This is a genomic window from Halorubrum salsamenti (assembly GCF_007671685.1).
Lineage (GTDB): Archaea > Halobacteriota > Halobacteria > Halobacteriales > Haloferacaceae > Halorubrum > Halorubrum salsamenti.
Genome location: NZ_VCNL01000009.1, coordinates 33740 through 55720, shown reverse-complemented (window position 1 = coordinate 55720; position 21981 = coordinate 33740). Strand labels below are relative to the sequence as shown.

Annotated in this window: 25 protein-coding genes and 2 pseudogenes; 9 read left to right on the top strand and 18 right to left on the bottom strand. The window is 55.3% G+C overall.

Annotated features, from left to right (window positions below; all coding sequences use genetic code 11):
• Window positions 1-204: 204 nt before the first annotated feature.
• A complete protein-coding gene (locus FGL94_RS16840) occupies window positions 205-1200 on the top strand; it encodes a universal stress protein (RefSeq protein WP_144927754.1) in 996 nt (331 codons plus the stop codon).
• On the opposite strand, the gene FGL94_RS16835 is transcribed toward FGL94_RS16840, so the two are convergent.
• The 7 genes and pseudogenes from FGL94_RS16835 to FGL94_RS18935 all read right to left on the bottom strand — a co-directional run.
• Window positions 1189-2364 carry an NAD(P)/FAD-dependent oxidoreductase gene (locus tag FGL94_RS16835; RefSeq protein WP_144927749.1) on the bottom strand — a complete coding sequence of 392 codons (1176 nt, stop codon included), beginning with the start codon at window positions 2362-2364 and terminating at the stop codon, window positions 1189-1191. The two genes, FGL94_RS16840 and FGL94_RS16835, sit on opposite strands and share 12 nt — an antisense overlap.
• Window positions 2361-3041, bottom strand: a complete 681-nt coding sequence (locus tag FGL94_RS16830) for a methyltransferase family protein (protein WP_144927746.1) — start codon at window positions 3039-3041, stop codon at window positions 2361-2363. Before FGL94_RS16830 ends, FGL94_RS16835 begins: the two co-directional genes overlap by 4 nt.
• Window positions 3042-3053: 12 nt before the next feature.
• A complete protein-coding gene (nuoK, locus tag FGL94_RS16825) occupies window positions 3054-3356 on the bottom strand; it encodes an NADH-quinone oxidoreductase subunit NuoK (protein ID WP_144927743.1) in 303 nt (100 codons plus the stop codon).
• 129 nt (window positions 3357-3485) lie between these two features.
• The gene (locus tag FGL94_RS16820; RefSeq protein WP_144927740.1) at window positions 3486-3776 is read right to left on the bottom strand and encodes an NADH-quinone oxidoreductase subunit J; all 291 of its coding nucleotides are present in this window, start codon (window positions 3774-3776) and stop codon (window positions 3486-3488) included.
• A 64-nt stretch (window positions 3777-3840) separates the two neighbouring features.
• Window positions 3841-4404, bottom strand: coding sequence for a TATA-box-binding protein (locus FGL94_RS16815; RefSeq protein ID WP_144927737.1), 564 nt, complete (start codon window positions 4402-4404; stop codon window positions 3841-3843).
• 83 nt (window positions 4405-4487) lie between these two features.
• Complete coding sequence (locus FGL94_RS16810; protein WP_241659225.1) at window positions 4488-5024, bottom strand: plastocyanin/azurin family copper-binding protein; 537 nt, start codon at window positions 5022-5024, stop codon at window positions 4488-4490.
• Window positions 5025-5069: 45 nt separating this feature from the next.
• Window positions 5070-5126: pseudogene (locus tag FGL94_RS18935) on the bottom strand (twin-arginine translocation signal domain-containing protein); the annotation flags it as partial.
• A 666-nt stretch (window positions 5127-5792) separates the two neighbouring features.
• Between FGL94_RS18935 and FGL94_RS16805 the strand changes: the two are divergent.
• The 4 genes and pseudogenes from FGL94_RS16805 to FGL94_RS16790 form a co-directional block, all read left to right on the top strand.
• Entirely contained in the window at window positions 5793-6092 is a 300-nt protein-coding gene (locus FGL94_RS16805) for a hypothetical protein (protein ID WP_144927731.1), read from the top strand.
• Complete coding sequence (locus tag FGL94_RS16800; protein WP_144927728.1) at window positions 6089-6388, top strand: hypothetical protein; 300 nt, start codon at window positions 6089-6091, stop codon at window positions 6386-6388. Before FGL94_RS16805 ends, FGL94_RS16800 begins: the two co-directional genes overlap by 4 nt.
• 90 nt (window positions 6389-6478) lie before the next feature.
• The gene (locus FGL94_RS16795; RefSeq protein ID WP_144927725.1) at window positions 6479-7786 is read left to right on the top strand and encodes an APC family permease; all 1308 of its coding nucleotides are present in this window, start codon (window positions 6479-6481) and stop codon (window positions 7784-7786) included.
• Between the two features lie 77 nt (window positions 7787-7863).
• Window positions 7864-8358 (top strand): annotated as a pseudogene (locus FGL94_RS16790) (metal-dependent hydrolase); the annotation flags it as partial.
• A 50-nt stretch (window positions 8359-8408) separates the two neighbouring features.
• Here the strand turns inward: FGL94_RS16790 and FGL94_RS16785 are convergent.
• The 8 genes from FGL94_RS16785 to FGL94_RS16750 all read right to left on the bottom strand — a co-directional run bounded on the left by FGL94_RS16785 (window position 8409) and on the right by FGL94_RS16750 (window position 15284).
• A complete protein-coding gene (locus tag FGL94_RS16785) occupies window positions 8409-8717 on the bottom strand; it encodes a cupredoxin domain-containing protein (RefSeq protein WP_144927719.1) in 309 nt (102 codons plus the stop codon).
• A 136-nt stretch (window positions 8718-8853) separates the two neighbouring features.
• On the bottom strand, window positions 8854-9588 hold the full coding sequence (locus FGL94_RS16780; RefSeq protein WP_144927716.1) for a CPBP family intramembrane glutamic endopeptidase: 735 nt from the start codon (window positions 9586-9588) through the stop codon (window positions 8854-8856).
• Window positions 9585-10316, bottom strand: coding sequence for a DUF1405 domain-containing protein (locus FGL94_RS16775; RefSeq protein ID WP_144927713.1), 732 nt, complete (start codon window positions 10314-10316; stop codon window positions 9585-9587). The genes FGL94_RS16780 and FGL94_RS16775 overlap by 4 nt, the downstream gene beginning before the upstream one ends.
• Before the next feature lie 12 nt (window positions 10317-10328).
• Window positions 10329-10751, bottom strand: a complete 423-nt coding sequence (locus tag FGL94_RS16770; RefSeq protein WP_144927710.1) for a hypothetical protein — start codon at window positions 10749-10751, stop codon at window positions 10329-10331.
• Window positions 10752-10753: 2 nt separating this feature from the next.
• Complete coding sequence (locus FGL94_RS16765) at window positions 10754-11755, bottom strand: DUF63 family protein (RefSeq protein ID WP_144927707.1); 1002 nt, start codon at window positions 11753-11755, stop codon at window positions 10754-10756.
• Window positions 11752-11976: a DUF7123 family protein gene (locus FGL94_RS16760; RefSeq protein WP_080508364.1), complete on the bottom strand. Its 225-nt coding sequence runs from the start codon at window positions 11974-11976 to the stop codon at window positions 11752-11754. Before FGL94_RS16760 ends, FGL94_RS16765 begins: the two co-directional genes overlap by 4 nt.
• Window positions 11977-11993: 17 nt before the next feature.
• The gene (locus FGL94_RS16755) at window positions 11994-14600 is read right to left on the bottom strand and encodes a heavy metal translocating P-type ATPase (protein WP_144927704.1); all 2607 of its coding nucleotides are present in this window, start codon (window positions 14598-14600) and stop codon (window positions 11994-11996) included.
• A 93-nt stretch (window positions 14601-14693) separates the two neighbouring features.
• The gene (locus tag FGL94_RS16750; protein WP_144927701.1) at window positions 14694-15284 is read right to left on the bottom strand and encodes an AsnC family transcriptional regulator; all 591 of its coding nucleotides are present in this window, start codon (window positions 15282-15284) and stop codon (window positions 14694-14696) included.
• Window positions 15285-15416: 132 nt separating this feature from the next.
• On the opposite strand from FGL94_RS16750, the gene FGL94_RS16745 reads away from it, so the two are divergent.
• From FGL94_RS16745 to FGL94_RS16730, 4 genes are all read left to right on the top strand, one after another.
• Window positions 15417-15614: a heavy-metal-associated domain-containing protein gene (locus FGL94_RS16745; RefSeq protein WP_144927698.1), complete on the top strand. Its 198-nt coding sequence runs from the start codon at window positions 15417-15419 to the stop codon at window positions 15612-15614.
• Between the two features lie 277 nt (window positions 15615-15891).
• Window positions 15892-17856, top strand: coding sequence for a copper-translocating P-type ATPase (locus tag FGL94_RS16740; RefSeq protein WP_144927799.1), 1965 nt, complete (start codon window positions 15892-15894; stop codon window positions 17854-17856).
• Window positions 17857-17861: 5 nt separating this feature from the next.
• Entirely contained in the window at window positions 17862-18479 is a 618-nt protein-coding gene (locus tag FGL94_RS16735) for a methyltransferase family protein (protein WP_144927695.1), read from the top strand.
• Window positions 18476-19576, top strand: a complete 1101-nt coding sequence (locus FGL94_RS16730; protein WP_144927692.1) for a succinylglutamate desuccinylase/aspartoacylase family protein — start codon at window positions 18476-18478, stop codon at window positions 19574-19576. The genes FGL94_RS16735 and FGL94_RS16730 overlap by 4 nt, the downstream gene beginning before the upstream one ends.
• 259 nt (window positions 19577-19835) lie before the next feature.
• Here the strand turns inward: FGL94_RS16730 and FGL94_RS16725 are convergent, their stop codons facing one another.
• The 3 genes from FGL94_RS16725 to FGL94_RS16715 all read right to left on the bottom strand — a co-directional run bounded on the left by FGL94_RS16725 (window position 19836) and on the right by FGL94_RS16715 (window position 21938).
• Window positions 19836-20471 carry an adenylate kinase gene (locus FGL94_RS16725; RefSeq protein WP_144927690.1) on the bottom strand — a complete coding sequence of 212 codons (636 nt, stop codon included), beginning with the start codon at window positions 20469-20471 and terminating at the stop codon, window positions 19836-19838.
• A gap of 58 nt (window positions 20472-20529) precedes the next feature.
• Window positions 20530-21030 carry a CBS domain-containing protein gene (locus FGL94_RS16720; protein ID WP_058365806.1) on the bottom strand — a complete coding sequence of 167 codons (501 nt, stop codon included), beginning with the start codon at window positions 21028-21030 and terminating at the stop codon, window positions 20530-20532.
• Window positions 21031-21209: 179 nt separating this feature from the next.
• The gene (locus tag FGL94_RS16715; RefSeq protein ID WP_119713009.1) at window positions 21210-21938 is read right to left on the bottom strand and encodes an SDR family NAD(P)-dependent oxidoreductase; all 729 of its coding nucleotides are present in this window, start codon (window positions 21936-21938) and stop codon (window positions 21210-21212) included.
• Window positions 21939-21981: the final 43 nt, after the last annotated feature.

The window sequence follows — 21981 nt, the reverse complement described above, 5'->3', positions numbered from 1 at the left end:
ATGTGATCACAGTCACCTTCGGTAGGGTTGTCTATACCAAGACACGTCAGTCCCACACTCTCGCCCCCTGTTTTCTTTCGATACGGGAGTGATCCAGCAAGGGCTACGCCCGGTGAACCCCTCAATTCACTATCCCAGAGACCATTCGGCCGGTTTCGATTCTTAACAGAAAGTGCGGTAAATCGTCGTTACGTATAGATATATATGAGCTCCCCACGCCGTCTAGAAGTTCGAGAAGGCCCGGACATCAACCTGTACAACCAGATACTCATTCCACTCTACGGAACTGATGTAGTGGACTCAGTGGTCCAATACAGTCTATCACTTGCAGAAACATATGATGCGGCTCTCCACGTATTATCTATTCAAGATGAGGACCGCACGGGGCTGGAATCCGACCAGATCACTACACAAGAGGAGTGGGACACAGCAGCGGTAATTGAACCCGTGGTGGATCAGGCCCACTCGCTCGGACTCAATGTGATACCAGCAGTGGATAGTGGACACTCTCCAGGTGTTATTCGGCAATACGCTGAAGAGAATGATATTGATTTGCTTGTCCACCAGAAACCTAAACAGACTAGATTAGCACGAGTTCTCCGGAGAGACGTCTCCAGTCACATCATTCAAAATGTCCCCCTTCCTGTCTTGACGATACCTGATAGGGACCCCTCTGATCCGGTTGGAGGTTCATCTACCAGCCAGTTCACCGATATTCTCGTGCCTACGGATGGGTATGATGAGGCGTCTGTTGCGTTCAAACATGGGCTACAAATTGCTAAACGGCATAATGCGACCCTGCATGGACTTTTTGTTGTGGATGAACAGTCCTATTCGAGTCGGCCTGGATACACGTGGGGTGAGGTTACTGACTCTTGGGAACAGCGGGGAACTCGGCTTCTAGAAGACATTACGGAGAAGGCAGCGACCTTAGACGTTCCTGTCCGAACTACGTTGAGTTATGGTCAAGCTCAACAGGAGATTCTCGAATATACTGAGGTAAATGGCATTGACCTTGTTACAATGGGGACACGAGGATTGACTGGTATTCGCCGACTGTTACAGGGAAGTGTGGCATCTCGAGTGATCGAGGAAGCAGATTGCCCCGTTCTAACGATCAATCGCACGACAGCAGAATTGAAAAAGCACCCGTACACGTTTCTTCGAAAGGAAAACCAGAATCGAATGTCAATCAATTAACTCCCACTGGTTGGTCATTCCTCCATAGACACGCTTTAAAACTCGCCGTCTCGAGAAAATACGGGCGAACAAGACAGGGTGACAGAGGAGACGCAGTAGAACTGTGCTCGGAGACCGGTCAACGTGTTCAATATCGATTCCGGCGGCGGCACGAATTGCTGCTCCCAGAATTTGTGGGTTGCGAGTTTCAAGAAAATATCTCACAACTGTGGCGAATATATACTCTGCTTTCATCGTCTGATATAATCTGTCGGGGTATGTGTGTAATTGGCCGCTTTTAGCCAGCTCTGCGGCCAGAAATCCTGATTCGACGGCCTGTGAAATCCCCTTTCCGGTGAGTCGGTTTGCGAGACCTGCAGCATCACCAACCCGTACGACAGAGTGCTCCGGAAGATACGTTCTGTCGGGATCGAGGCTTGGTCCCTCCGGAATGATTGCGACGTTCGTCCGTTGCTGTGACGGGGCTGGCCACCCATTCCGCTTACAAGTTTGCTTAAATGTCTTCATATAATCACTAGGCCGATCACTGACCGTCCAGCCGATACCAACGTTGGCCCGTTGAGGTGTCTTCGCGAATGCCCATGAGTACCCAGTATAGTTCTCTAGAACAATCCGGCTGTTCGGGTACAACTCGGTGAAGTCCCCTTCGACATCACTGTTAAGCGCCACCATATATCCTGAATACTCGTTGGTTGTTCCGAGCGCTTTACTGGAGAGTGATGGCTGACCGGTTGCATCAACGACGAGATCATACTCATCGGCGAACTCGTGGAAATCTGTCCGTGTGATAGACTGGTTTTCGTGGATGTCAACACTCTTCTCTGAGAGGTGTTCTGCCCAGGACTGCTCAACGATATTTCGGTCCGTTATATATGTATCCGCAGCAGGAAAGGTACCGGCTCCAGTGCGGTGGCGATCGGCGTCAATTCCGTCATACACCTCCACTTCCATCGCTGGCAGCGGATTGAGAAAGCCGTTCTCTACAGTCGGCTCGAGTGGTATCTTCGATACCGCTGTCATCGCTTCTCCGCAATTAACGCGTTTGCTGTCGTAGGACTGACGCTCATACAGTTCGACGTCGAATCCAGCGTCGTCGAATCCTGCAGCTGCTGCAAGTCCGGCCATCCCACCTCCTATTATCGCAATTCTGGATATTTGATTCATTGGTCAGGCCCTGATCGTGATTCATAGAGAAACCGACGCCACTGTCCACTACGAGGAACAAACATCGGAACGTCTTGTATATATGTTCGGTAGCTATCACCAAATTGAGTGTTCATTTCGCGTTCTTCTTTGCGTGCTAACCACGCAAACGTCAGAACAATAATGGGGAATAACCCGACAGAAAAGATAGTTGGCCAGTGAACAATTCCCTCACCAAAAAGAGCAATGAATAAGCCAGTATATTGTGGGTGTCGTACTACGCTGTATAGGCCCTCAGTAACAAGCTGATCTTCTTGCCGCGCCTGATGAACTTGCCTCCATCCCTGAATGAAGACGCCAATTCCAACGAATGCAAGACCATATCCCAGTGCCATTGAGATGATCATACCGGTCTCGCCTACGCCAACCAGTGTTGACCAGAGATTCGCGCTCACGTACTCACGGTCGAGCCCAAAGTATCGAACCAATAGATAAATCGTCAACGGGAAGCCAAACATTTCGGCGTACAACGCGATTACGAAGGCCTGTACAACACCAGCACCAGCCCATTCCCGCCAATTTTGCGGTGCAAAATAGCGATAGAATATCCATGAAACTAGTACGATAACGATCAACGCGATTGCCCATCCTCCAGAATGAGCAATCGTCCCGTCCCAGTTTGGTAAGTTTTGAATCATATTTTTTGAATATTACCAGCGCATAGTTGCCGCCTTTGTGACATCGAGATCCTTGAAATTCCGGTACAAGACAAGAATAATTCCAAGTCCGACGGTGACCTCCGCAGCAGCGAGGGCCATGACGAAGAGGCTGAACGTTTGCCCCGTGAGATTCCCCCATTGATATGAGAAGGCAACGAAATTTATGTTTGCCGCGTTGAGCATTAGTTCAACAGACATCAAGAACATTAACGCGTTTCGTCGGGTCAAAATCCCGAACAACCCGATACTGAACAGTCCTGCCGACAGCAACAGGTAGTATTGAACTGCAATCATTAGTACATCACTCTCAATATGTCCCGGACTGCCTTCCACCAACGGGAGGCCAACTGCTGATTCTGGACCATCCCCACATAGAATCGTCTCTGTCCGAATGAATCTGCTTCATTTTGGGAAGAGGGCAACTTAGTCATCGTTGCTGGCACCTTGAGGAGGAGTTTCAGATGTTGATTGCGTCCGTGTGAGCATTACAACAAAGCTGATCAGAATAAGTACACCGCCGACATATACAAGAACCTGCATCGCAGCGACAAACTCAGCCTGTAACATCACGTAATGTACTGCAATACTTAGAAGAGTTACACCCATCAGCAATGCAGAGTGCCACATATCCTCAACAAGGACCATTGCGAGAGCACTCCCGAGTGTGACTAACGCGAAGAAAGCAAAAACGAGCAGTTCTAGATGTTGGGTCATATGTAAATCACTCTCGAAGGACTATATTGACGTGACCGTTTTGGGTAGATTTCATCGTTTCTCATTATTTGGCTAATAGGTCTAATTCTTGTAGCTTTGATTCTACTATATCGAATGCTGTTCCAGTCTGCTCAATACTGGTTGCTCCCGTGACCACGGCCTTTCCACTCCCAAACAGCAATATTACGACATCTGGTCTCTCTAGTCGATATATGAGACCAGGAAACTGCTCCGGCTCATATTCAATATTCTTAAGCCCAACTCCAATTGCAACCGCATGTAAATTCAGTCGATGGTTGAAATCCCCACTCGAAACAATGTTCTGGATCTGTATTTCACGGTCACAATCGATAGCGATCCCGAGTGTTTGTAGTTCGTTGAACACGAATTCTAACGCGTTATTCATGTCTTGAACACTTTTTGCGCCAGTACAGACCGCTTTCCCAGAGCGAAAAATAAGTGTGGCAGCTTTGGGAGATTGGGTTCGAAAGACCAGCCCTGGGAAGGATTCCGGCTGATACTCTGTAGTGGGAAGGTCGTCGGCTAACAGCTCTAGATTCAGTTCCTGACCCAATTCGGTTGAAGCGACCACGTTCTGGATTTCGAGGGTCTCCTTTGACTCAGGCATGGTTTTCAAGGGCCACGATAGTTTTACTACTCCCGCTCATAACCGCTGATCGTGAACGAGTCTCGCAGAAGCCTGCTACTGTTCTACTCGACACCATAATCACCACCGTACTTCATGAAGACGTAAGTCAACCCGAGCGTGCTCACCATCGCGGCGAACGCTAAGATACCTAGGGTTTTTGCACTGTCCGGCACCTGTGGTGCTGGTTGTCCACTACCACTCTCGCCACTGCCACCACTCGCGGTGCCAGTAAACGGGTACGCAATCGACCCTTGATCGACGATCGTTTGGCTATCTGGCATCTGTCCGCTCGGAGGGTTGGTCGGGATAGAGCTCTCTGTTGCCGGTCCACCGGGACTTCCGACGACGATTCGCCCGACCTGTCCCAATGATACGTGAGCGGTGCAGTTGTAATCATATGTCCCCTCGACCTCGAACGTATGTTCGAATGTCTCTCCTTCTTGCAGTAACCCGCTGTCCCAAGGCTCTGCATCGCTTGGGATGCGGTCTTCGTAGGCCGTCGAGGAATGTGGGGCCCCCGGACCAATTTCAAACGTGACTGTTTCACCGGGTTCAACGTATAGACCAACCGGATCGATGAAGAAGTTCCCACCGTCCATCGTGATCTGGACCGTGTTTGCTTCTTGTGCGGCTGTCGGTCGTGCGAGGGTACTTGCTGCTGCGACTCCTCCTGCTGTTTGTAGAAATGTTCGGCGATTCATTATTCTATTATGATGTTCTGGTGAATTCCCAGTATTATGCTACCAGCGGCGGCTTCGAGAAGACGATCTTTTCGCAGAACGCGTTGTAGCGTCAATAACGGCTTTTCTGGCCAGGGTTGGCCCCCAGCAGAGTGGGTGGACATTATCACGTCAATATACGTGCTTCCTATTCATTCGGATTTCTGTTAGGAAAGCCCAGACTCAGAGGGCGTGTTCTTTCGACTATTCGGCTATGACATCGGACAATCGGTATAGTCGAATGATGTGAGAGAAGCGGAACAACAAAGAATATCACCAATCCGCTTTTATCAAGCCTGTTAGTGCCTGTTTCTATTGGTATGGAAGCTTCAATCCGAGAGGTTTCCCCTATATGAATACGTTGCCAACAAACCCAGTCCCACCTGTTTGGGCTGACATCAGTTCGCTCTGGTGAAGACGGAGTACGTCAATTCCACCTCGCCTTCTGGAAAACGACTCTGTTGATCACGGCTCTCACGATCGGCAGTTCCCTTGGAACGCCAGCGTCGCGATGCTGAAATATGGTACATTCATGGTTCCACGCATTATATCGGACTTCAGGGCGTTTTGAAGTAACTACCGATGCCGGACCTGGCAAGTCGTCGATGAGGGGCAACAGATTTGAAGTTAGCTGGAGCAGGTAGACATATGCTCACCTCGCTAAGCGGTGCTGTTTCGACGGGAGTAATTCTCGTAAGTACTGTGTATATCGCGGTGAGAACACCCGCAATCTGGCACCGGTACAAGGGACAATATGGTCGACTACTCGTCGGTGTCCCACTCGTTGGCCTCCTGTTCGGGCTCGCTCACCTCGGGATGCTCACGCCGCTCTCACATGGCCTGCTTGCCACGATTGAAACAGGGGCTATTCTCGGTGTAGCAGCAGTAATCGGCGGACTCGGATACATTCATCCCCGACTTGGATATTCGGGGGGAGAGCTGCGATGACCGTACTACTGCTTTCGCTTCTCTCGATATTCGTCGCTGGTGGACTTGCACTCTTTTGCTACGCGCTCCTCTATCGAGACGTTGTATTGGTGATTCAGCGTCCGTTCTTTTTCAGAATCGGGTTCGGGGCGTTCGGTACTGCAGTCATCGGAACAAGTGCAGTACTGGTTGACTGGCTCCCGCCACATCTGGTTCACGCGGTCTTTGTGGTCTCGGTTGCGGCAGCGGTTCACGCTGTTCAGGGTGGTCTCCACCCGGATACCGAATCGTGGTTCTATTCGCTCTTTCGAACGTGAGCATTGATTCGTGCGAGTTCCACCCCGGATCGGGTTGGTTTGGATTCCTAACGGCAAGTAGTCTAAAGGAGGCGACCGAAAAGCGAGACGATGAGCGAGAAGTTGGGTCTCCTCGGTGCTGTCTCAATTGCACTGGGCGGCATGATTGGAGGTGGGATCTTCGCCGTACTCGGCGTTGTCGCGGAAATGTCGGGGGCTGCAGCGTGGATTGCATTTTTTGGCGGCGGTATCGTCGCGTTCTGTGCCGGCTACTCGTACATTCGGCTCCAGCGAGTCGGTGATGTGAGCGGTGGCTCTGTTAGTTTCTTAGAGGAGTTCATTGACTCGACGACAATCACAGGAATGGTCGGCTGGACCCTCCTGTTCGGCTATATCGGGTCAATGGGGATGTACGCGTTCGCATTCGGTAGTTTTGCGACGCGACTCCTCGGCGTTGAAGCCGCCTTCGGCGTTCCTCTCCGCCCAATAGTGTCGATTGTTGCCATCTTGGGCTTCGTGGGATTGAACGTTGTAGGCGCGCGAGCGAGTGGGCTGACCGAGGTTCTCCTGGTCGGGGCAAAGGTTGGGATTCTCCTCGTCTTCGGCGTGTGGGGATTCTATTTTGGGGCCCGGACGGGGCAACTGACGACCGGACTATCGTCGTCGGTCGAAGCGGGTGGATTGCTCATGTCCGCGGCGCTGTCGTTCGTCGCCTTTCAGGGCTGGCAACTGCTCTTTTACGACGAAGAGAGCCTCCGAGACGCTCGAACGACCATCCCCCGGGCGATCTACCTCTCGATTCCGCTGTCTCTCGGACTATATATTCTCGTAGCGGTCGTCACCACGGGACTGCTCCAGCCTGAGACGATCGCTGCGAATCCGGAAGTATCGTTGGCCATCGCGGCCGAACCGTTCATGGGGCGGATTGGATTCGCTCTCATCTCGGTGGCGGCGCTATTCTCTACGGGGAGCGCAATCAACGCGACGTTGTTCTCAGCAGCCCGCTTCGCCACGGGGATGCTTGAAGACGACCTGCTTCCCGATCAGATCGGGGATGCCGATGCCGACGGTGCTCCCACGCGACCCCTCCTTGTTTTGGGGCTGATCACGGCCACGTTCACCGCCTACGGAAGCCTCCAGGGGATTACGTCGTTCGCGTCGCTTGCGTTCATTACCGTCTTCGGATCAATGAGTCTGCTCGCCTTCAGGAATCGAGAGGGACTCCGTACAGGCGTCCTCCCAGCGGTCGGGGTACTCGGTGCTGTGTTATTTTTCCCCTCATTAGTATACCATCTCGCTGTGATGGAACCTGCAGTCTTCGGCGTGGTTCTCGTTGTAACAGTCGTCCTCATTGGGCTAGAAGTCCTCTATTTCGAGCGTGAAACTATTCGTTCCGGGATTGATGGCGTACGACGATAACAGTATCGCGGTGCTTAAAAGATTAAATATGCTGAGTAGAATTATCGGGTGTACTCTTCTGGGTCCACGCTGTAGTTGCCTATCTCACATACCGAGGTATTCTTGCCGTTGGTTCTACTGACCGACCTCGCGATATCGATGTCTTGGCAGTTGTGGGTGCTGCATTACTCCCTGATATCGTCGATAAGCCGCTTTCCTTCGTGGTAACATCGCTACCGAGCCGCTCTGCCGCACACTCACTCTTCAACGTGGCCCTCGTTAGTCTAGTGATTCTCTACGTCACAAGACGAGCAGATCGGTGGGAGTTCGGGGCCGCGTCTGTCTTCGGATATCTCTCACATATCGGTGCAGACCTCGTCGACTCACAGATTATTCCTGCAGAACCTCTCGTGTTCGTCTACTGGCCGCTGATTACGGACTACCATCATATCGATTCAATCGGAGGATTACTAGCGTTGGTTAGACCGACACCATATGTCATCCTCCAGATGTTGCTCACCGTTCTTGGCGTTGGGTTGTGGGTTTACGACGGGAAACCAGGTCTGCCTTCCAACCAGGCTGAAAGCCGATAAACTCGTGGAATTTCTGCTCTCGTCTATCGGGTATCTTCGTGAATCCCGAATCACTCTACAATTACATTTCCGATCATCCCATTCTCCTCGTGTGGAAGGCAGAAATATCGATACGTCCCAGAAACCTCGAATGTATATTGGTACGTTTCGCCCCGCTCGAGAAATCCGCGTGCCGATGTACTTTGACGGACAGCCTGTTCCGATTCGTAGTCTCCACTGGCGAAATACGCCGCTCCCTCTGGAAGTGATTGCTCGTAGGCTGACGTCGTGTGAGGAACGTTACTGTCGTTCTCCCACGTGACGGTCTCTCCGGATTCGATTGTTACTTCTGCTGGGTCGAACCGTAGGTCACTCGTCATCGTCACAGTCGGTCCTGAGGAACCGCTGCGTCCGCCGAGACATCCCGAGAGGGCTTACCATTCCTCCCCCGATAGCTAGGCCACTTCGACGGAGCACAGTGCGTCTAGAGAGTGTGTTCAGTGCCATGAGTCGCTTCTAGAACGCAGTACCCTGTGTGACTGTATAATATGCTATGCCGAACTGTACAGCGTTGTACGTCCCGTGAATGAGGGCTGGGACAGCGAGGTTATCCGTGAGTTCGTATGCCACCCCGAGCACGAGTGCAAGGGTGAAGACCACACCGATGTACACGAATTTCCCGTTTCCTTGAAGGGAGAAGACGTGTACCATCGCAAAGATGAGGCTGGCCAAGATGATTGCTCGAGCCGGGTGGAAGGATTCTCGCAACGTCCCCTGGATGACCCCTCGGTGCAGAAGTTCTTCACCGGGACCGACCAACAGGAACGAGAGCGGGATCAGTACCAGGAAGACAGCTGGGGCTTCTTGGCCGACCTCGATGATCTGATTGGTGGCCTGCTCGAATCCGAGAGACGCGATTATCGCTGAGAGCGCGCGAACCGTAATCAGTAGCGTGAGGAGTCCTCCGATGAACCACCCGATATCCCGTCGCGTCGGAGTATGCACCTGAATGAAGCCTACAGCTCTGTCGCTGATCCGTAGATAGACGAGCGCGACGCCTCCGAACGCCACCCCTTGGAGTAATACTGTGCTCAAGCCAAGACGTAATGCTGGCCGATTCTGGAGCTGTATTCCGACCGTAGAGAGCGACTGTGAAACGAGCGTTAGGAGAACTGCTCCAACAACGAAACTCCCGAACCCAATCCCGAGGGTCACACCTACGGCACGGAGCCGTTCTTGGAGTGTCGTCATGACTCAAGCCCTCCATCAGGCTTGTCGGTTGGTTGGTTCCCTTCAAGGGTGGTGGAAGACCGCTGAAGTTGGACCTTCTTCACCCGTGTGGCGAGGGCCAGGAACGTCGCCGCGAGTGTGAGCGCTACTGCTGCCGCCGCGGCGAGATCGTGCGCTCGCAGTGAATGATCGAGTGTCGTGCCGACGAGCTCGGCCCGAAGAAACGTGTGGTGATAGTCGCCTACCAACGGGACGAAGTAGTCCACGAGGTCGTTGAACCCGTACCAGACGGTGGCGATAGCGACCGCCCCGACTGAAAACTTGGCGTAGCGATAGATCAGGAACGACTGCAGACTCATCGCGAGATGGCTCATGATGAGGAACCAGTAGAGCCAGGGTTCGATGCCCCCTGGCCCATTGAGAACCAACTGGACAAACGGCGTCCAGAGGCCGAGCTTGATATTTCCGAAGAAGGCGAGCATGTGGAGCCACTCGACATCGTAGTCCAGTTTCCACGCCGCGAGACTGAGCGCGACGAACAGCGTCGCAGCGGGACTATCGGGAACGAACGGCCACATCATCAGCGGGGTTTGAGCGAGCTGGAAGCGATAGTACCAGAATCCGAACGCGGTCCCTGCGAGGTTGATCGCGACGATGAGCCACGCATATCGGAGTGCGAGGTCCTCAACACGCTGGGGAAGCGGTGCGAGGTACAAGGGAAAATTGTCCCGAGAGACAGTAGCTACCATTGGTTTTCCTGCTTACATTCCCGACCCGCTGTCGAGGCGGTTCGTCATGATAATCCCACTGAGCAGCATCAAGACTGCGAGCGCAACCATCCCGAGGTCCCAGCCCATCCCAGCAGTCATCGATGAACCCATGCCGCCGCCCATCCCCCAGTTCGTACTCCCAGTAACGCCGACGAGCGCCTGGTTGAGCAACATCACCAGCGAGTACCCGATCATCAGCGGCCCACTCGCGTTCCCGAGCCGACTCGCATAAGGCGTGAGCAGAACGACGCCGTGGACGATCACGACAACGCCGAGGAGCGCCATGAGAAGGCCGCTGTTAGAACTCATCATCCCGCTGCCGGTTGTCGCCGAGAGCAGCGAGTAGACTCCCGAAACGAGCGCGATAGCTGCGCCGTACTGCCGTGTCGTACTGTTCGTGTTCATCGTATCCATTATCAGACTCCGAGCATCATCCGAAATGACCCCCGGACGCCCATCGGGAGCCCGATCGCCCCGATGAAGAACGTCATGAGCCACCACCACGTGTGGTCCATTTCGTCTTTCGCGTCCGCGAGGAACCACACGATGCCAACAATCACGAGGAGTTTGAGGACGAACGTCGACCCCGAGAATCCAGTCGCCTGGTACACGAGGTTCGTCACGAACAGCTTCGGGGAATAGCCGAGGAACGTGACGCCGATGAGGTTCTGTGCGGCGTCCCACATCTGTCCGAAGACGGCCAACAGAAACAGCGGGTGACGGATGTGTGCAATGTCGACGAAGCTCGTCCCCCAGTAATAGAGGGCGGTCACGCCGAGAGCAATCCCCGTCGTCGCGACAGGCACCCATAGGCGGAGTGGGGTCGACGTTGAGAGGCCGTGCCAAACTGCCCACCCGACGGCACCGACAGCCCACACCGACCCGACAAGCCCGACTGTTAGCGGGATAGAACCGATATTTTGGTCACGCACGAGTGCACCGACGCCGAGCGCGAGGACGGTGACAGCGGTGACGACGAAGTAGATCGACGGCGTAATGAACCACACCGCGTAGTCTCCCAGCAGGCCGATGTCCTCGAGCGCTCGCATCGCGCCGCCGGCGATAATGATCGGAGCGAATCCGTAAGCCAGGCGTGCGTCGAACGTTACATCGAGCTGGTCGAGATACGCCCGCAGTCCGGGGAGGCTGTACACGACCGCCGCGAGGTAGGTTACCGTGTTCACCGCATTGTAGCCCCGGACAGCACGAATCCCCTCGTGCGTGACTGGCTGACTAACGGCGTCGGCGACGACTGGCCCCCAGAGGTACTGCCAGATGAACCGGTCGTAGACCAGCGTCGGGAACACGAGGATGCCCCCACCGAGAAGGACGAGCGGGGCCAGCAGGTACAGCGCCCACCACTCGCGTGAGCCGGTCTCCGGAAGGACGGTTTCGACGCGTCGGGTGACAGTACTCACGACTCGTTCACCTCCAATCGCCACGTCGTACTCTTCGAGCGCCCCCACTGTTCGAGTGAGACGTTTGAGAGGTCGTCCTGAAGTTGACTGAGGTACTGTGCAACGGCCTTCGGCGATCCGTCAAGGTCGCCGGCGATCTCGCGAGCCCGGAGGTATGTCGGTTCGCTACTGGCTGTCTCGACGAGGTACCTCCGAACCGTTTGGCGGGAAATATTTGACATTGATATAGAGGTGACGTTCAGCGGAGGCGACCGAAGAGCTTGTAGTCGTGATCGGGGGTGTACCGCCGGAACAGCAAGCTGTTCGTCAGCACCGACACGCTGGAGAACGCCATTGCTGCTGCAGCGAGCACGGGCTGGAGCAGGCCGAGCGATGCTAACGGGATCATCGCCGTGTTGTAGCCGAGCGCCCACACGAGGTTCTGCTTGATCTTCTTGAGTGTCGCGTCCGAGATCCGGATCGCCTTCACCACGTCGAGCGGATCATCGCGCATCAGCGTAAGGTCCGCAGCCTCAATGGCGACGTCCGTGCCGGAGCCGATGGCTGTCCCGACGTGTGCGACCGCGAGCGCCGGCGCGTCGTTGACGCCGTCACCGACCATCATCGCCTGCCGACCCTCGTCCTGAATACTGTCGACGGCGTTGGACTTGTCCTCGGGAAGGACCTCTGCACGGACATTCTCCGGATCGATACCGACCTGTTTGGCGACCGCACGAGCAGTTCGTTCGTTGTCGCCCGTAATCATCATCACGTCAACGCCCCGTTCTTGCAGGGCCGTAACGGCCTGCTTGGAGCTCTCTTTGATTGTGTCGGCGTCAGCCACTACACCAACCAGTTCGCCCTCGAAAGCGACGAGCATCGCCGTCTTCCCCTCGTTTTCGAGGCGTTCCATCGTCTCTTCGGCGGGAGACGGGTCGATGTCGTTGTCTCGCAGCAACTTGCGGTTGCCGACCAGTACCTCGCTGTCACCAACGACCGCTTTGATCCCGTGACCAGGAACGTTCTCGAAGTCATCGGGCTCAGTCACGTCCAGCCCGCGTTCTTCGGCCCCCTCGACGATTGCGCGGGCGAGGGGGTGTTCGCTCCCGCTTTCGGCTGTCGCCGCCAGCCGCAGCACGTCGTTCTCAGAGAGACGTTCACGAGTGCTGAGCTGTCCACCATCCGGTGTCGGCTCGCCACCGTCAGTCACCGCATTTCCATCGCTATCGAAGACGACCACGTCGGTCAGTTCCATTTCACCCTTCGTGAGGGTGCCCGTCTTGTCGAAGACGACCGTGTCGACGTCTTTCGCGCGTTCGAGGATGTCACCGCCCTTGAACAGGACGCCGTTCTGAGCGCCGATAGTCGTCCCGACCATGGTGGCTGCGGGCGTCGCCAGCCCGAGCGCACAGGGACAGGCGATGAGGATCGAGGACGCGAAGACAATAATCGCGAACTCGAAGACCGAAACGCTCCCACCGACGGGGGCGGGGCCGCCAGCGACTTGACCCCACAGCGGAAGCCAGTCGACGAAGCCAGCCAGCACCTCCGGGAACAGGAACCAAATAACGCTCCAGAGGATAGCGTTCGCGATAACTGCCGGCACGAAATACGCCGAGATGCGGTCTGCTAGATTCTGGATATCTGGCTGGCGCGATTGTGCTTCCTTGACGGTCTGAACGATTTGCTGGAGAGCGGTATCTTCGCCGACGTTAGTGGCCTCCACGAGAAGAACGCCGTTCTCGTTAATCGTCGAGCCGACGACCTCATCTCCCTCCTCTTTTTCTACAGGGACAGACTCACCGGTAACCATCGACTCGTCGACGGCGGACTGGCCGTCAACGACGACCCCGTCGGTTGGGATCTTCTCACCGGGGCGGACTTTCATCTGGTCACCCGTTGTGACCTCTTCAAGTGGAATCTCTTCTTCACTACCATCCTCACGGACAATGGTCGCCGTTTCGGCTTCCATTTCGAGGAGCTTCCGGAGGGCCTCGCCCGCTTGACCCTTCGACCGAGCTTCAAGATAGTTACCGAGCGTAATGAACACGAGGATGAGGGCTGCCGTGTCGAAGTAGAGCCCACCTGCAATAAGTTCAGATAGGACTGCCACAGAGTATAGATAGGCGGTTGTTGAACCGATCGCGATCAGTACGTCCATATTGGCGCGGCCGTTTTTCACGATCGCCTTGTACGAGTTCTTATAGAACGGCCAGCCGAGGATCGCCTGTACCGGCGTGGCGAGCAGGAACTCGACCCAGCCGAGTTCCACGCCGAAAACGGTTTCAGGGACGAACACACCACCAAGAAGATAGCTGTCGATGAGGAAGAAGAGCAGTGGAACTGATAATACTGCCCCAAAAAGGGTTAGCCTGAGCTGTTTCCGTATCTCAGCCTGGCGGGCGGCATCACGCGCATCCTGCCCCGAGCCCTCATCGCCACTGTCTTCGCGAACTGGCGAATAGCCGGCGTCTTCGATGGCATCGTACAGCGCATCGAGAGACACCTCTGCCGGATTGTAGGTCACCTGTGCCTCGTCAGTCGCGTAGTTTACCTCCGCGGTAATGACTCCGAGTGTACTTTCGAGAGCAGTTTCGTTAGTTTCGGCGCAGTTGGCACACGTCATATCGGAGATGGCAATCGTTACCGTCTCCGAGACTGCACCGTAGCCCGCCCCGTCGATTGCGTCGTAGATTTCGTGAAGCGATACTGTCTCGGGATCGTAGGTAACAGACCCCTCATCGGTGGCGAAGTTTGCATCCGCCTCCGATACCCCCTCAAGGGATTCGAGAGTGTCCTGGATCGTCGCCGAGCAGTTGGCGCAGGACATTCCCGTAATGTCAAGATGTATTGTTTGGCTTGTCATGCTCGTATTACTATACGGGGTCTATATTTACACGATTTACTGTTTCGAGAGGGTGGTTATCGAACCCACAAAAGTTTGGAATCTAAAAGGATACTACACCCCTTCTTCGAGTCGCTGATAGCGGTCTTCGAAGCGTGCGAGACAAGATGGACAACAAAAGTGATAAACCTCGCCGTCAATCCGTGTTGTCTCTCCTTCAGTATCGACAGTATTGTTACATTCAGCACAAGTAAGCGCAAACTCGGCACCATCAACGGATGGCGTCCATTCCATTGCGTCGATTAGCGTGACCGTATAATCTGCTATATTGATCTCATCGAAGAGTCCATTCATCCACTGACGAACGTTATGAGCTTCGACACGTGCGTAAAACCAGAGATCCCCCTCAGAGGTCGTGAAGACGTGTTCGACACCATCTGACTCCCGGGCCTGCTTGCAGGCTGGTTCCAGCGACTCAGATCCAATCTCAGCCTGAATGAATACCGGAACACCAGCTCGGAGTTGGGCTCGGTTGACATCAATCGTGAACCCGTTGATGATGTCGGATTCCTCTAACCGTTTCACGCGGTCTGATACGGCCGGACCAGAGAGATCCACCTCCTCACCGATGCTGCTGAACGGACGTCGCGCGTCCTCTGCCAGTAGCGAGAGGATCTTCATGTCAGTCTCATCTAAATCACGCATATCTATCTGTAGGTATCTCGAATTACAATATTGTTTCCCAGCGTTGGGCTTCGTATGCCATTTCATTTTCAGGATTGACTTTGGATTCGAAGCAGTAACTGACAAAGACGTGCATCTCATACGTATAGCTGTATGACGCAGACGATCACCGTCGAAGGCATGACCTGCGGCCACTGTGAACAGACAGTCGAAGACGCGCTTCGAGAAGTGAGCGGTGTGACCGACGCGACCGCCGACCGCGAAACCGAACAAGCGAGCGTCGATGGAGACGTGAACGTCACGGAACTGGTTCAGGCCGTGGAGGACGCTGGATACACGGCATCTGCCTGAGAACCCCCCGGAACGTCCGCTGACGAACATCCCACCGTTCTTATTCAACTCCGATTTCCAGAAGTCGCGCGGAGTATCGGAGCTCGGACAGAATTATAACGAACGGCCTCAACACCAATCTATGAGCAACCATCCAGATCACGAACATTCCGAGACCGAACACGCTCACACTGGAGAAGCGGAGCACGCCCACGACGCGCACAATCACGGTGGGAACACCCACGAAGGGGGACATGGGGATCACGGCGATCACACGGATCACTCGGGCCACGAAGAAATGTTCCGGCGACGGTTCTGGGTGTCGCTCGTTCTCTCGGTGCCAGTCATCTTCTTTAGCGAATTCATTCAGGATATTTTCGGCTACACAGCGCCGACGTTCCCCGGAAGCGTCTGGATCACACCTGTCCTTTCGGTAATCATCTTCGCGTACGGTGGCGTGCCATTCCTCTCAATGGCCCGAACGGAACTGAAAAACCGCGAGCCGGGAATGATGATGCTCATCTCGCTGGCAATTTCGGTCGCATTTATCTACTCGATTGCGAGTCTGTTTCTCGAAGGGACGACGCCGTTCTTCTGGGAACTCGTTACGCTGATCGACATCATGCTCCTCGGGCACTGGGTGGAGATGCGGTCGGTCCGAGCAGCCTCAGGGGCGCTTGACGAACTGGCGAAACTCATGCCCGACACCGCCGAGCGCGTCACCGAGAGTGGGGATACCGAAGAAGTGCCAGTCTCAGAACTCGGCGAGGACGATGTCGTGCTCGTTCGCCCGGGCGCGAGCGTGCCTGCTGACGGCGAAGTCGTCGAGGGTGAGTCGTCCGTCGACGAATCGATGATTACGGGCGAATCCAGGTCCGTGGGCAAGGAACCTGGATCAGAAGTGGTCGCCGGGACGGTCAACCAGGACGGGAGCCTCCGCATTAAGATCACGAAGACGGGCGAGGAGACGACGTTAGCGGGCATCATGCGGCTCGTTGATGAAGCCCAGAAATCGAAATCTCGAACCCAGTTGCTCGCCGACAAGGCAGCTGGCTGGCTATTCTACGTGGCACTTGGCGTCGCGGCGATTACGGCCGTCGCGTGGATCGTCGCCACCGGGTACAACATCACCGTCCTCGAGCGCGTTGTGACTGTACTGGTCATCGCGTGTCCCCACGCACTCGGCCTGGCCGTCCCGCTCGTGGTAGCGATCAACACCTCGACCGCTGCCAAGAACGGGATGCTCATCCGCGACCGCATTGCCATGGAGGAATCCCGGAACCTCGATACGGTGATGTTCGACAAGACCGGGACTCTCACAAAGGGCGAACAGGGCGTCGTCGGTGTCGAAACGGCAGGTGACTGGAGTGAAGAGCGAGCGTTCGAGGTCGCCGCTGGTGTCGAGGGTGACTCTGAGCACATGATCGCTCGCGCCATCCGGGACGCCGCCGAGGAACGGGGCGTCCAGCGAGCGAGCGTTTCGAACTTCGAGAACTTCCGCGGTCTCGGCGTCAGAGCCACTGTGGACGGTGAGACGGTTCATATCGGTGGACCAAACCTGATCGAGAAATTCGATATCGAACGATCGGACGGCATCGCTGCCTTCGCGGAGGAAGCCGGCTCGAACGCAGAGACGGTTATCTACCTGGTTCACGACGAATCCGAAGTCGTTGCAGCATTCGCGCTCGCGGACGTTATTCGGGAGGAAAGCCGGCAGGCCATCGAGGCGCTACACGCGATGGATATTGAGGTGGCAATGCTCACCGGCGACTCCGAAGACGTTGCACGGGCTGTCTCGGAGGAACTCGGCATCGACCAGTACTTCGCGGAGGTACTCCCCGACGAGAAGGATACGAAGGTCGAAGCGCTCCAGTCCGAGGGGAAACTGGTCGCGATGGTCGGCGACGGCGTCAACGACGCGCCCGCGCTCACACGAGCCGACGTCGGTATCGCCATCGGTTCAGGGACTGACGTCGCCATCGAGTCGGGCGATATCATCCTCGTCGACAATAATCCGGTGGACGTAGTGCGGCTCATCAAGCTCTCGAAGGCGAGCTACCGGAAGATGCAGGAGAACCTTGTCTGGGCGACCGGCTACAACGTCTTCGCCCTCCCGCTCGCGGCAGGGATCCTCGCGCCTATCGGCATCCTCCTGTCGCCAGCGATCGGCGCGGTGTTCATGTCGTTGTCGACGATCATCGTTGCGATTAACGCCCGTCGCCTCCGCAGCACCGATATTTCCGTGCCCGGCGTGAGTGCGTGATCGCCATGCCATTCGATACGTCACCGGTGTGGTTCAGCGTCGGTCTCCTATCCGGGGGACTCCTACTGGGTGGCCTCCTTGCCACCATCGTCAGTCCGACATTCCGGTTCTGGCCGCACGGGACGCGGAACTGGACGTTCTGGGTCAGCTGGACCGCCTGGACGCTATACGTCGTGGGTCTGGTCGGCATTGCATACCTCGACTGGTGGCACTGGTACAAACCACCGGTGGTGGTGCAACTCGTCTGTGTGCTTGTTTTCGTAGCAGGCACAACGCTGTCTATCTGGGCGATGTGGACACTCGGATTCTGGGAGAGCAGTGGTCTCGAAGGCCACCTTCAAACTGAGGGACCGTATCGCTTCTCTCGCAATCCACAGTATGTGGGGTTCATCACCATGCTCGCCAGCGGAGGCCTCCTCGCAGGTTCGATTCAAACGGTCATTCTCGTTATCGGTGGAATCCTGTGGTTCCTGCTCGCACCACTCGCCGAAGAGCCGTGGCTCCGCGAGCAGTACGGGGGCGAATATGAGTCATACTGCGAGGCGATTCCACGATTCCTTGGTAAACCCAGTAGACGTGCAGCGCAGACACATTCAGAGCAGTCCGAGAGTGATTCTCAATGACTGGATCCGCGACACAACCGATTGAGGTCGGCGGCCGAACCATCTCACCCGGAGAGAAGCGCCAGTTCCGCTATTCGGTGGGAACGAGTTTCCACGGCGACCCGATCGACATTCCGGTCACGGTCGTCAACGGAGAGAATGATGGCCCGGCGGTGTTCCTCAGTGCTGCCGTGCACGGCGACGAACTGAACGGCATCAAGATCGTCCAAGAGGTCGCAGAAACCTACGGTCCCCCGGACATCCACGGGGCACTCGTCTGCCTCCACGTACTGAACGTCCCGGGATTCATGGCCCAACAGCGCTACATCCCGATCTATGACGAGGACCTCAACCGGTCGTTCCCCGGGAATCCACAGGGAACGATGGCGAAACGTCTCGCCCATACTATCTTCGAGGAATTCGTCTCGAAGTGCGACCTAGGGCTGGATTTCCACACCTCGACGCGCAACAGGACGACGATGTATCACGTTCGGGCAGATATGCGCGACTCTGACGTCGAACGCATCGCCCGTGCATTCGGAACGAGCGTGATTCTCGACGGTGAAGGCTCAAACGGGACGCTCCGAAAGGCAGCATCGAAGACGGGGGTTCCGACCGTAACTGTGGAGATGGGGCGCGCCCACCGGTTCCAATCGACGCATCTCGAACGCGCCCTTCACTGCGTGGCGAGTGTCCTCGCTGAACATGAGGTTCTGCCAGACCGGCCGGTCTCTTGGCCTGGGTGGACGCGTGTGGTCGCACGCGACGGTGAGAAGACGTGGCTTCGTGCTGCCACCGGCGGACTCGTCGATATGAAGTGGGGCCCACAGCCGCTCGTCGAGGACGGGGAGCAGCTGTTCACTATCTCCGATCACTTCAAAGATGAGGTCGAAGTCGTTCGTGCACCGTCAACTGGCCTCGTCGTCGGTGTACTCGAGAACGCAGTCGCGTACCCGGGGCATCCGCTGTGTCACTTCGTGAGCGTCGACGAAACGACCGCAGACATCATCCGGGACGACATCGAGCGGGGTGAGTTCGATGTCTACCGTGAGGGTGGTTTCCAGCGGCCGGAATATGGTGAGAGCGGTGAGTATGAAGGACGAGATCCGCTCTCTTGACGGGCCAGCGTCTGCTGACAGGCTCTTCATCGGTTCGGAGAACCCCCCATAATTGCCTACTGGCTCGTTCTTCGGCCAATAACCGTTCCAAGTTCTAATTCGTACGGTATGATGGTCGGCTTTTATCGAACATCGTCGAGATCACCTCAGCAAGATCGTGCCCTCTCAACTACAGACTCGCCGGGTACCAGTGTGTAAACTGTACAGATCTGCTAGGTGATGCCCGGTATAGTAACGCTCACCCCAACTTTTTCGCGACCTATTGCGCGTTTTCAACCGCTTTCCTTACGTCAACCCAGACTTCATCAGGAGACTGTTTTCCGTCGACACGTTCCAGTTGGCCTCGTTCTTCGTAGTATTCAATAACTGGTTCAGTGGTCTCACGAAATACACGTAGACGTTCACGGACTGTCTCCTCGGTATCGTCATCCCGCTGCTCAAGTCGTCTTTCAACTTCAGGATCTTCAGGCGGACTGTATTCTATATGATAAGTGTCCCCTGTTTTTGGGTCTATACGGCGACCCGTGAGTCGTTGAACAAGTTCCTCCTCGTCTACGTCAAGATATAGAATAACGTCAACGTCGGTCATATTATTGAGTTCCTCAGCCTGTTCTACGTTGCGGGGATACCCATCCAGAACAAAGCCATTGACTTGCGATAGAGCCTCTTTAACGAGCAGAGTGACAACCTCGTCCGGAACAAGCTCACCTTGATCCATATATGTGCGCGGGACATCATACTCTGATTCAAATTCTGAAATATCCCTGTCCTTATTTGCCCGAAGGAGCTCCCCGGTAGTGATATGCTTTATATTAAACTCCTCAGAAGCCTTTCTACTCTGCGTCCCCTTTCCTGCGCCTGGTCCACCGAGGATTAGAATCCGTGGTTCGGCCATGTCTCTCTTTTGATGTCAGTCACGAAAAAGACACGTATCGAGAGTCTCAGATGCGGGGTTACTTTCTCTGGGACTCTGACCGGATGATCCCGGAGAGATTGTCCATCTGTGCGGAGACATGGGCAGCTTCTCCCGCGAGGTGAGTGATGAGATCGTCAAGGGTGACGATCCCCACAACTGAGCCATCTTCGACAACGGGAACATGGCGGGCAGCCGCCTCGTTCATTTGTCGCAGTACCCTCGGTACCTCCGCCTCAGGCGTTACGGTGAGGGGGTCGGAGGTCATCACATCTCCGGCGGTTATGTTGGATTCGCTCTGATCCGTTGCGAGAACGTTGAACTCACTATCTGGCGTGAGGAGCGCGCCAATCAAATCTCGATCTGTAATGATGCCCACGAGCTGGTCGTTTTCTTCCACAACGACGTAGCGGGCACATTTGGTTTGGGCGACCATCGTTTGGGCGACCTCTGCTACCGACGTATCCGGAATAACGCGACCAACTGACTCGTCGGCGATACTCCCAACACGTAGTGTGAGATCGGATCGATTCTGTTCCACACTGGGGGATTGGTTAGAGAGACTAAATAATATGGCGGCAGTTCCTCACTTCATAGAAGCATCTCAGGGAGTTACGGTGCTTGCCTTCGGTAGATAGTAGCACGTTTTGCGCTGCTACTATCCGACTGGTCTCCCGCGTAATGTTGGAACCAAGTGTGGTGAATGTGCGACCGTAGTTACTAGTGGGCAGTCCAGCCTCCGTCGACAGGAATGTTTGTGCCTGTGATGTACGTCGCCTCATCAGAGGCGAGAAACATCGCAATGCCGCCGATCTCCTCGGGTTCGGCCACTCGCTGCATGGGTGTCTCGTCTCGGACGAACTCGTAGAACTGTTCCTGGTCGAGGTAGTCGTCTGTCATCGGCGTTTCAACGAATCCAGGGCAGATACTATTGACACGTATCCCTTCTGTGGCGTAGTCGATGGCGAGCTCTCGTGTGAAATTCACGACACCACCTTTTGCTGCCGAATAGGCAGGTGATCCAGGACCACCAACGAGGCCATAAATCGACGCGACATTAATGATGCACCCCTCACTGTCTTTGAGATACGGGATCGCCGCCCGCGAGCCGTACATAACCCCCGTGAGATTAATTTGAATGACCGTATCCCACTCTTCGAGCGACATTTCTTCGATGGACCCTACTTGGCCAATTCCAGCGTTGTTTACGATTGCGTCAAGCTGTCCGTATTCGTCAACCGTACTGTTGACGAGGGTCTCTACCTGCTCATACTCCGTGACGTCACATTGGTGGAATTCACAGCCGAGTTCTTCGGCAGTCTCTCGGCCGGTTTCTTCCGTGCGACCTGCGATAACGACTTCGGCTCCGTAATCAATGTACTTCGAAGCAATTGCTTTGCCGATCCCGGTTGCACCACCAGTGATGATCGCAACTTTATCTTTGAGCATATCAGGTACTTCGCATAGACGCCACAAAATAGTTTGAGGCGTC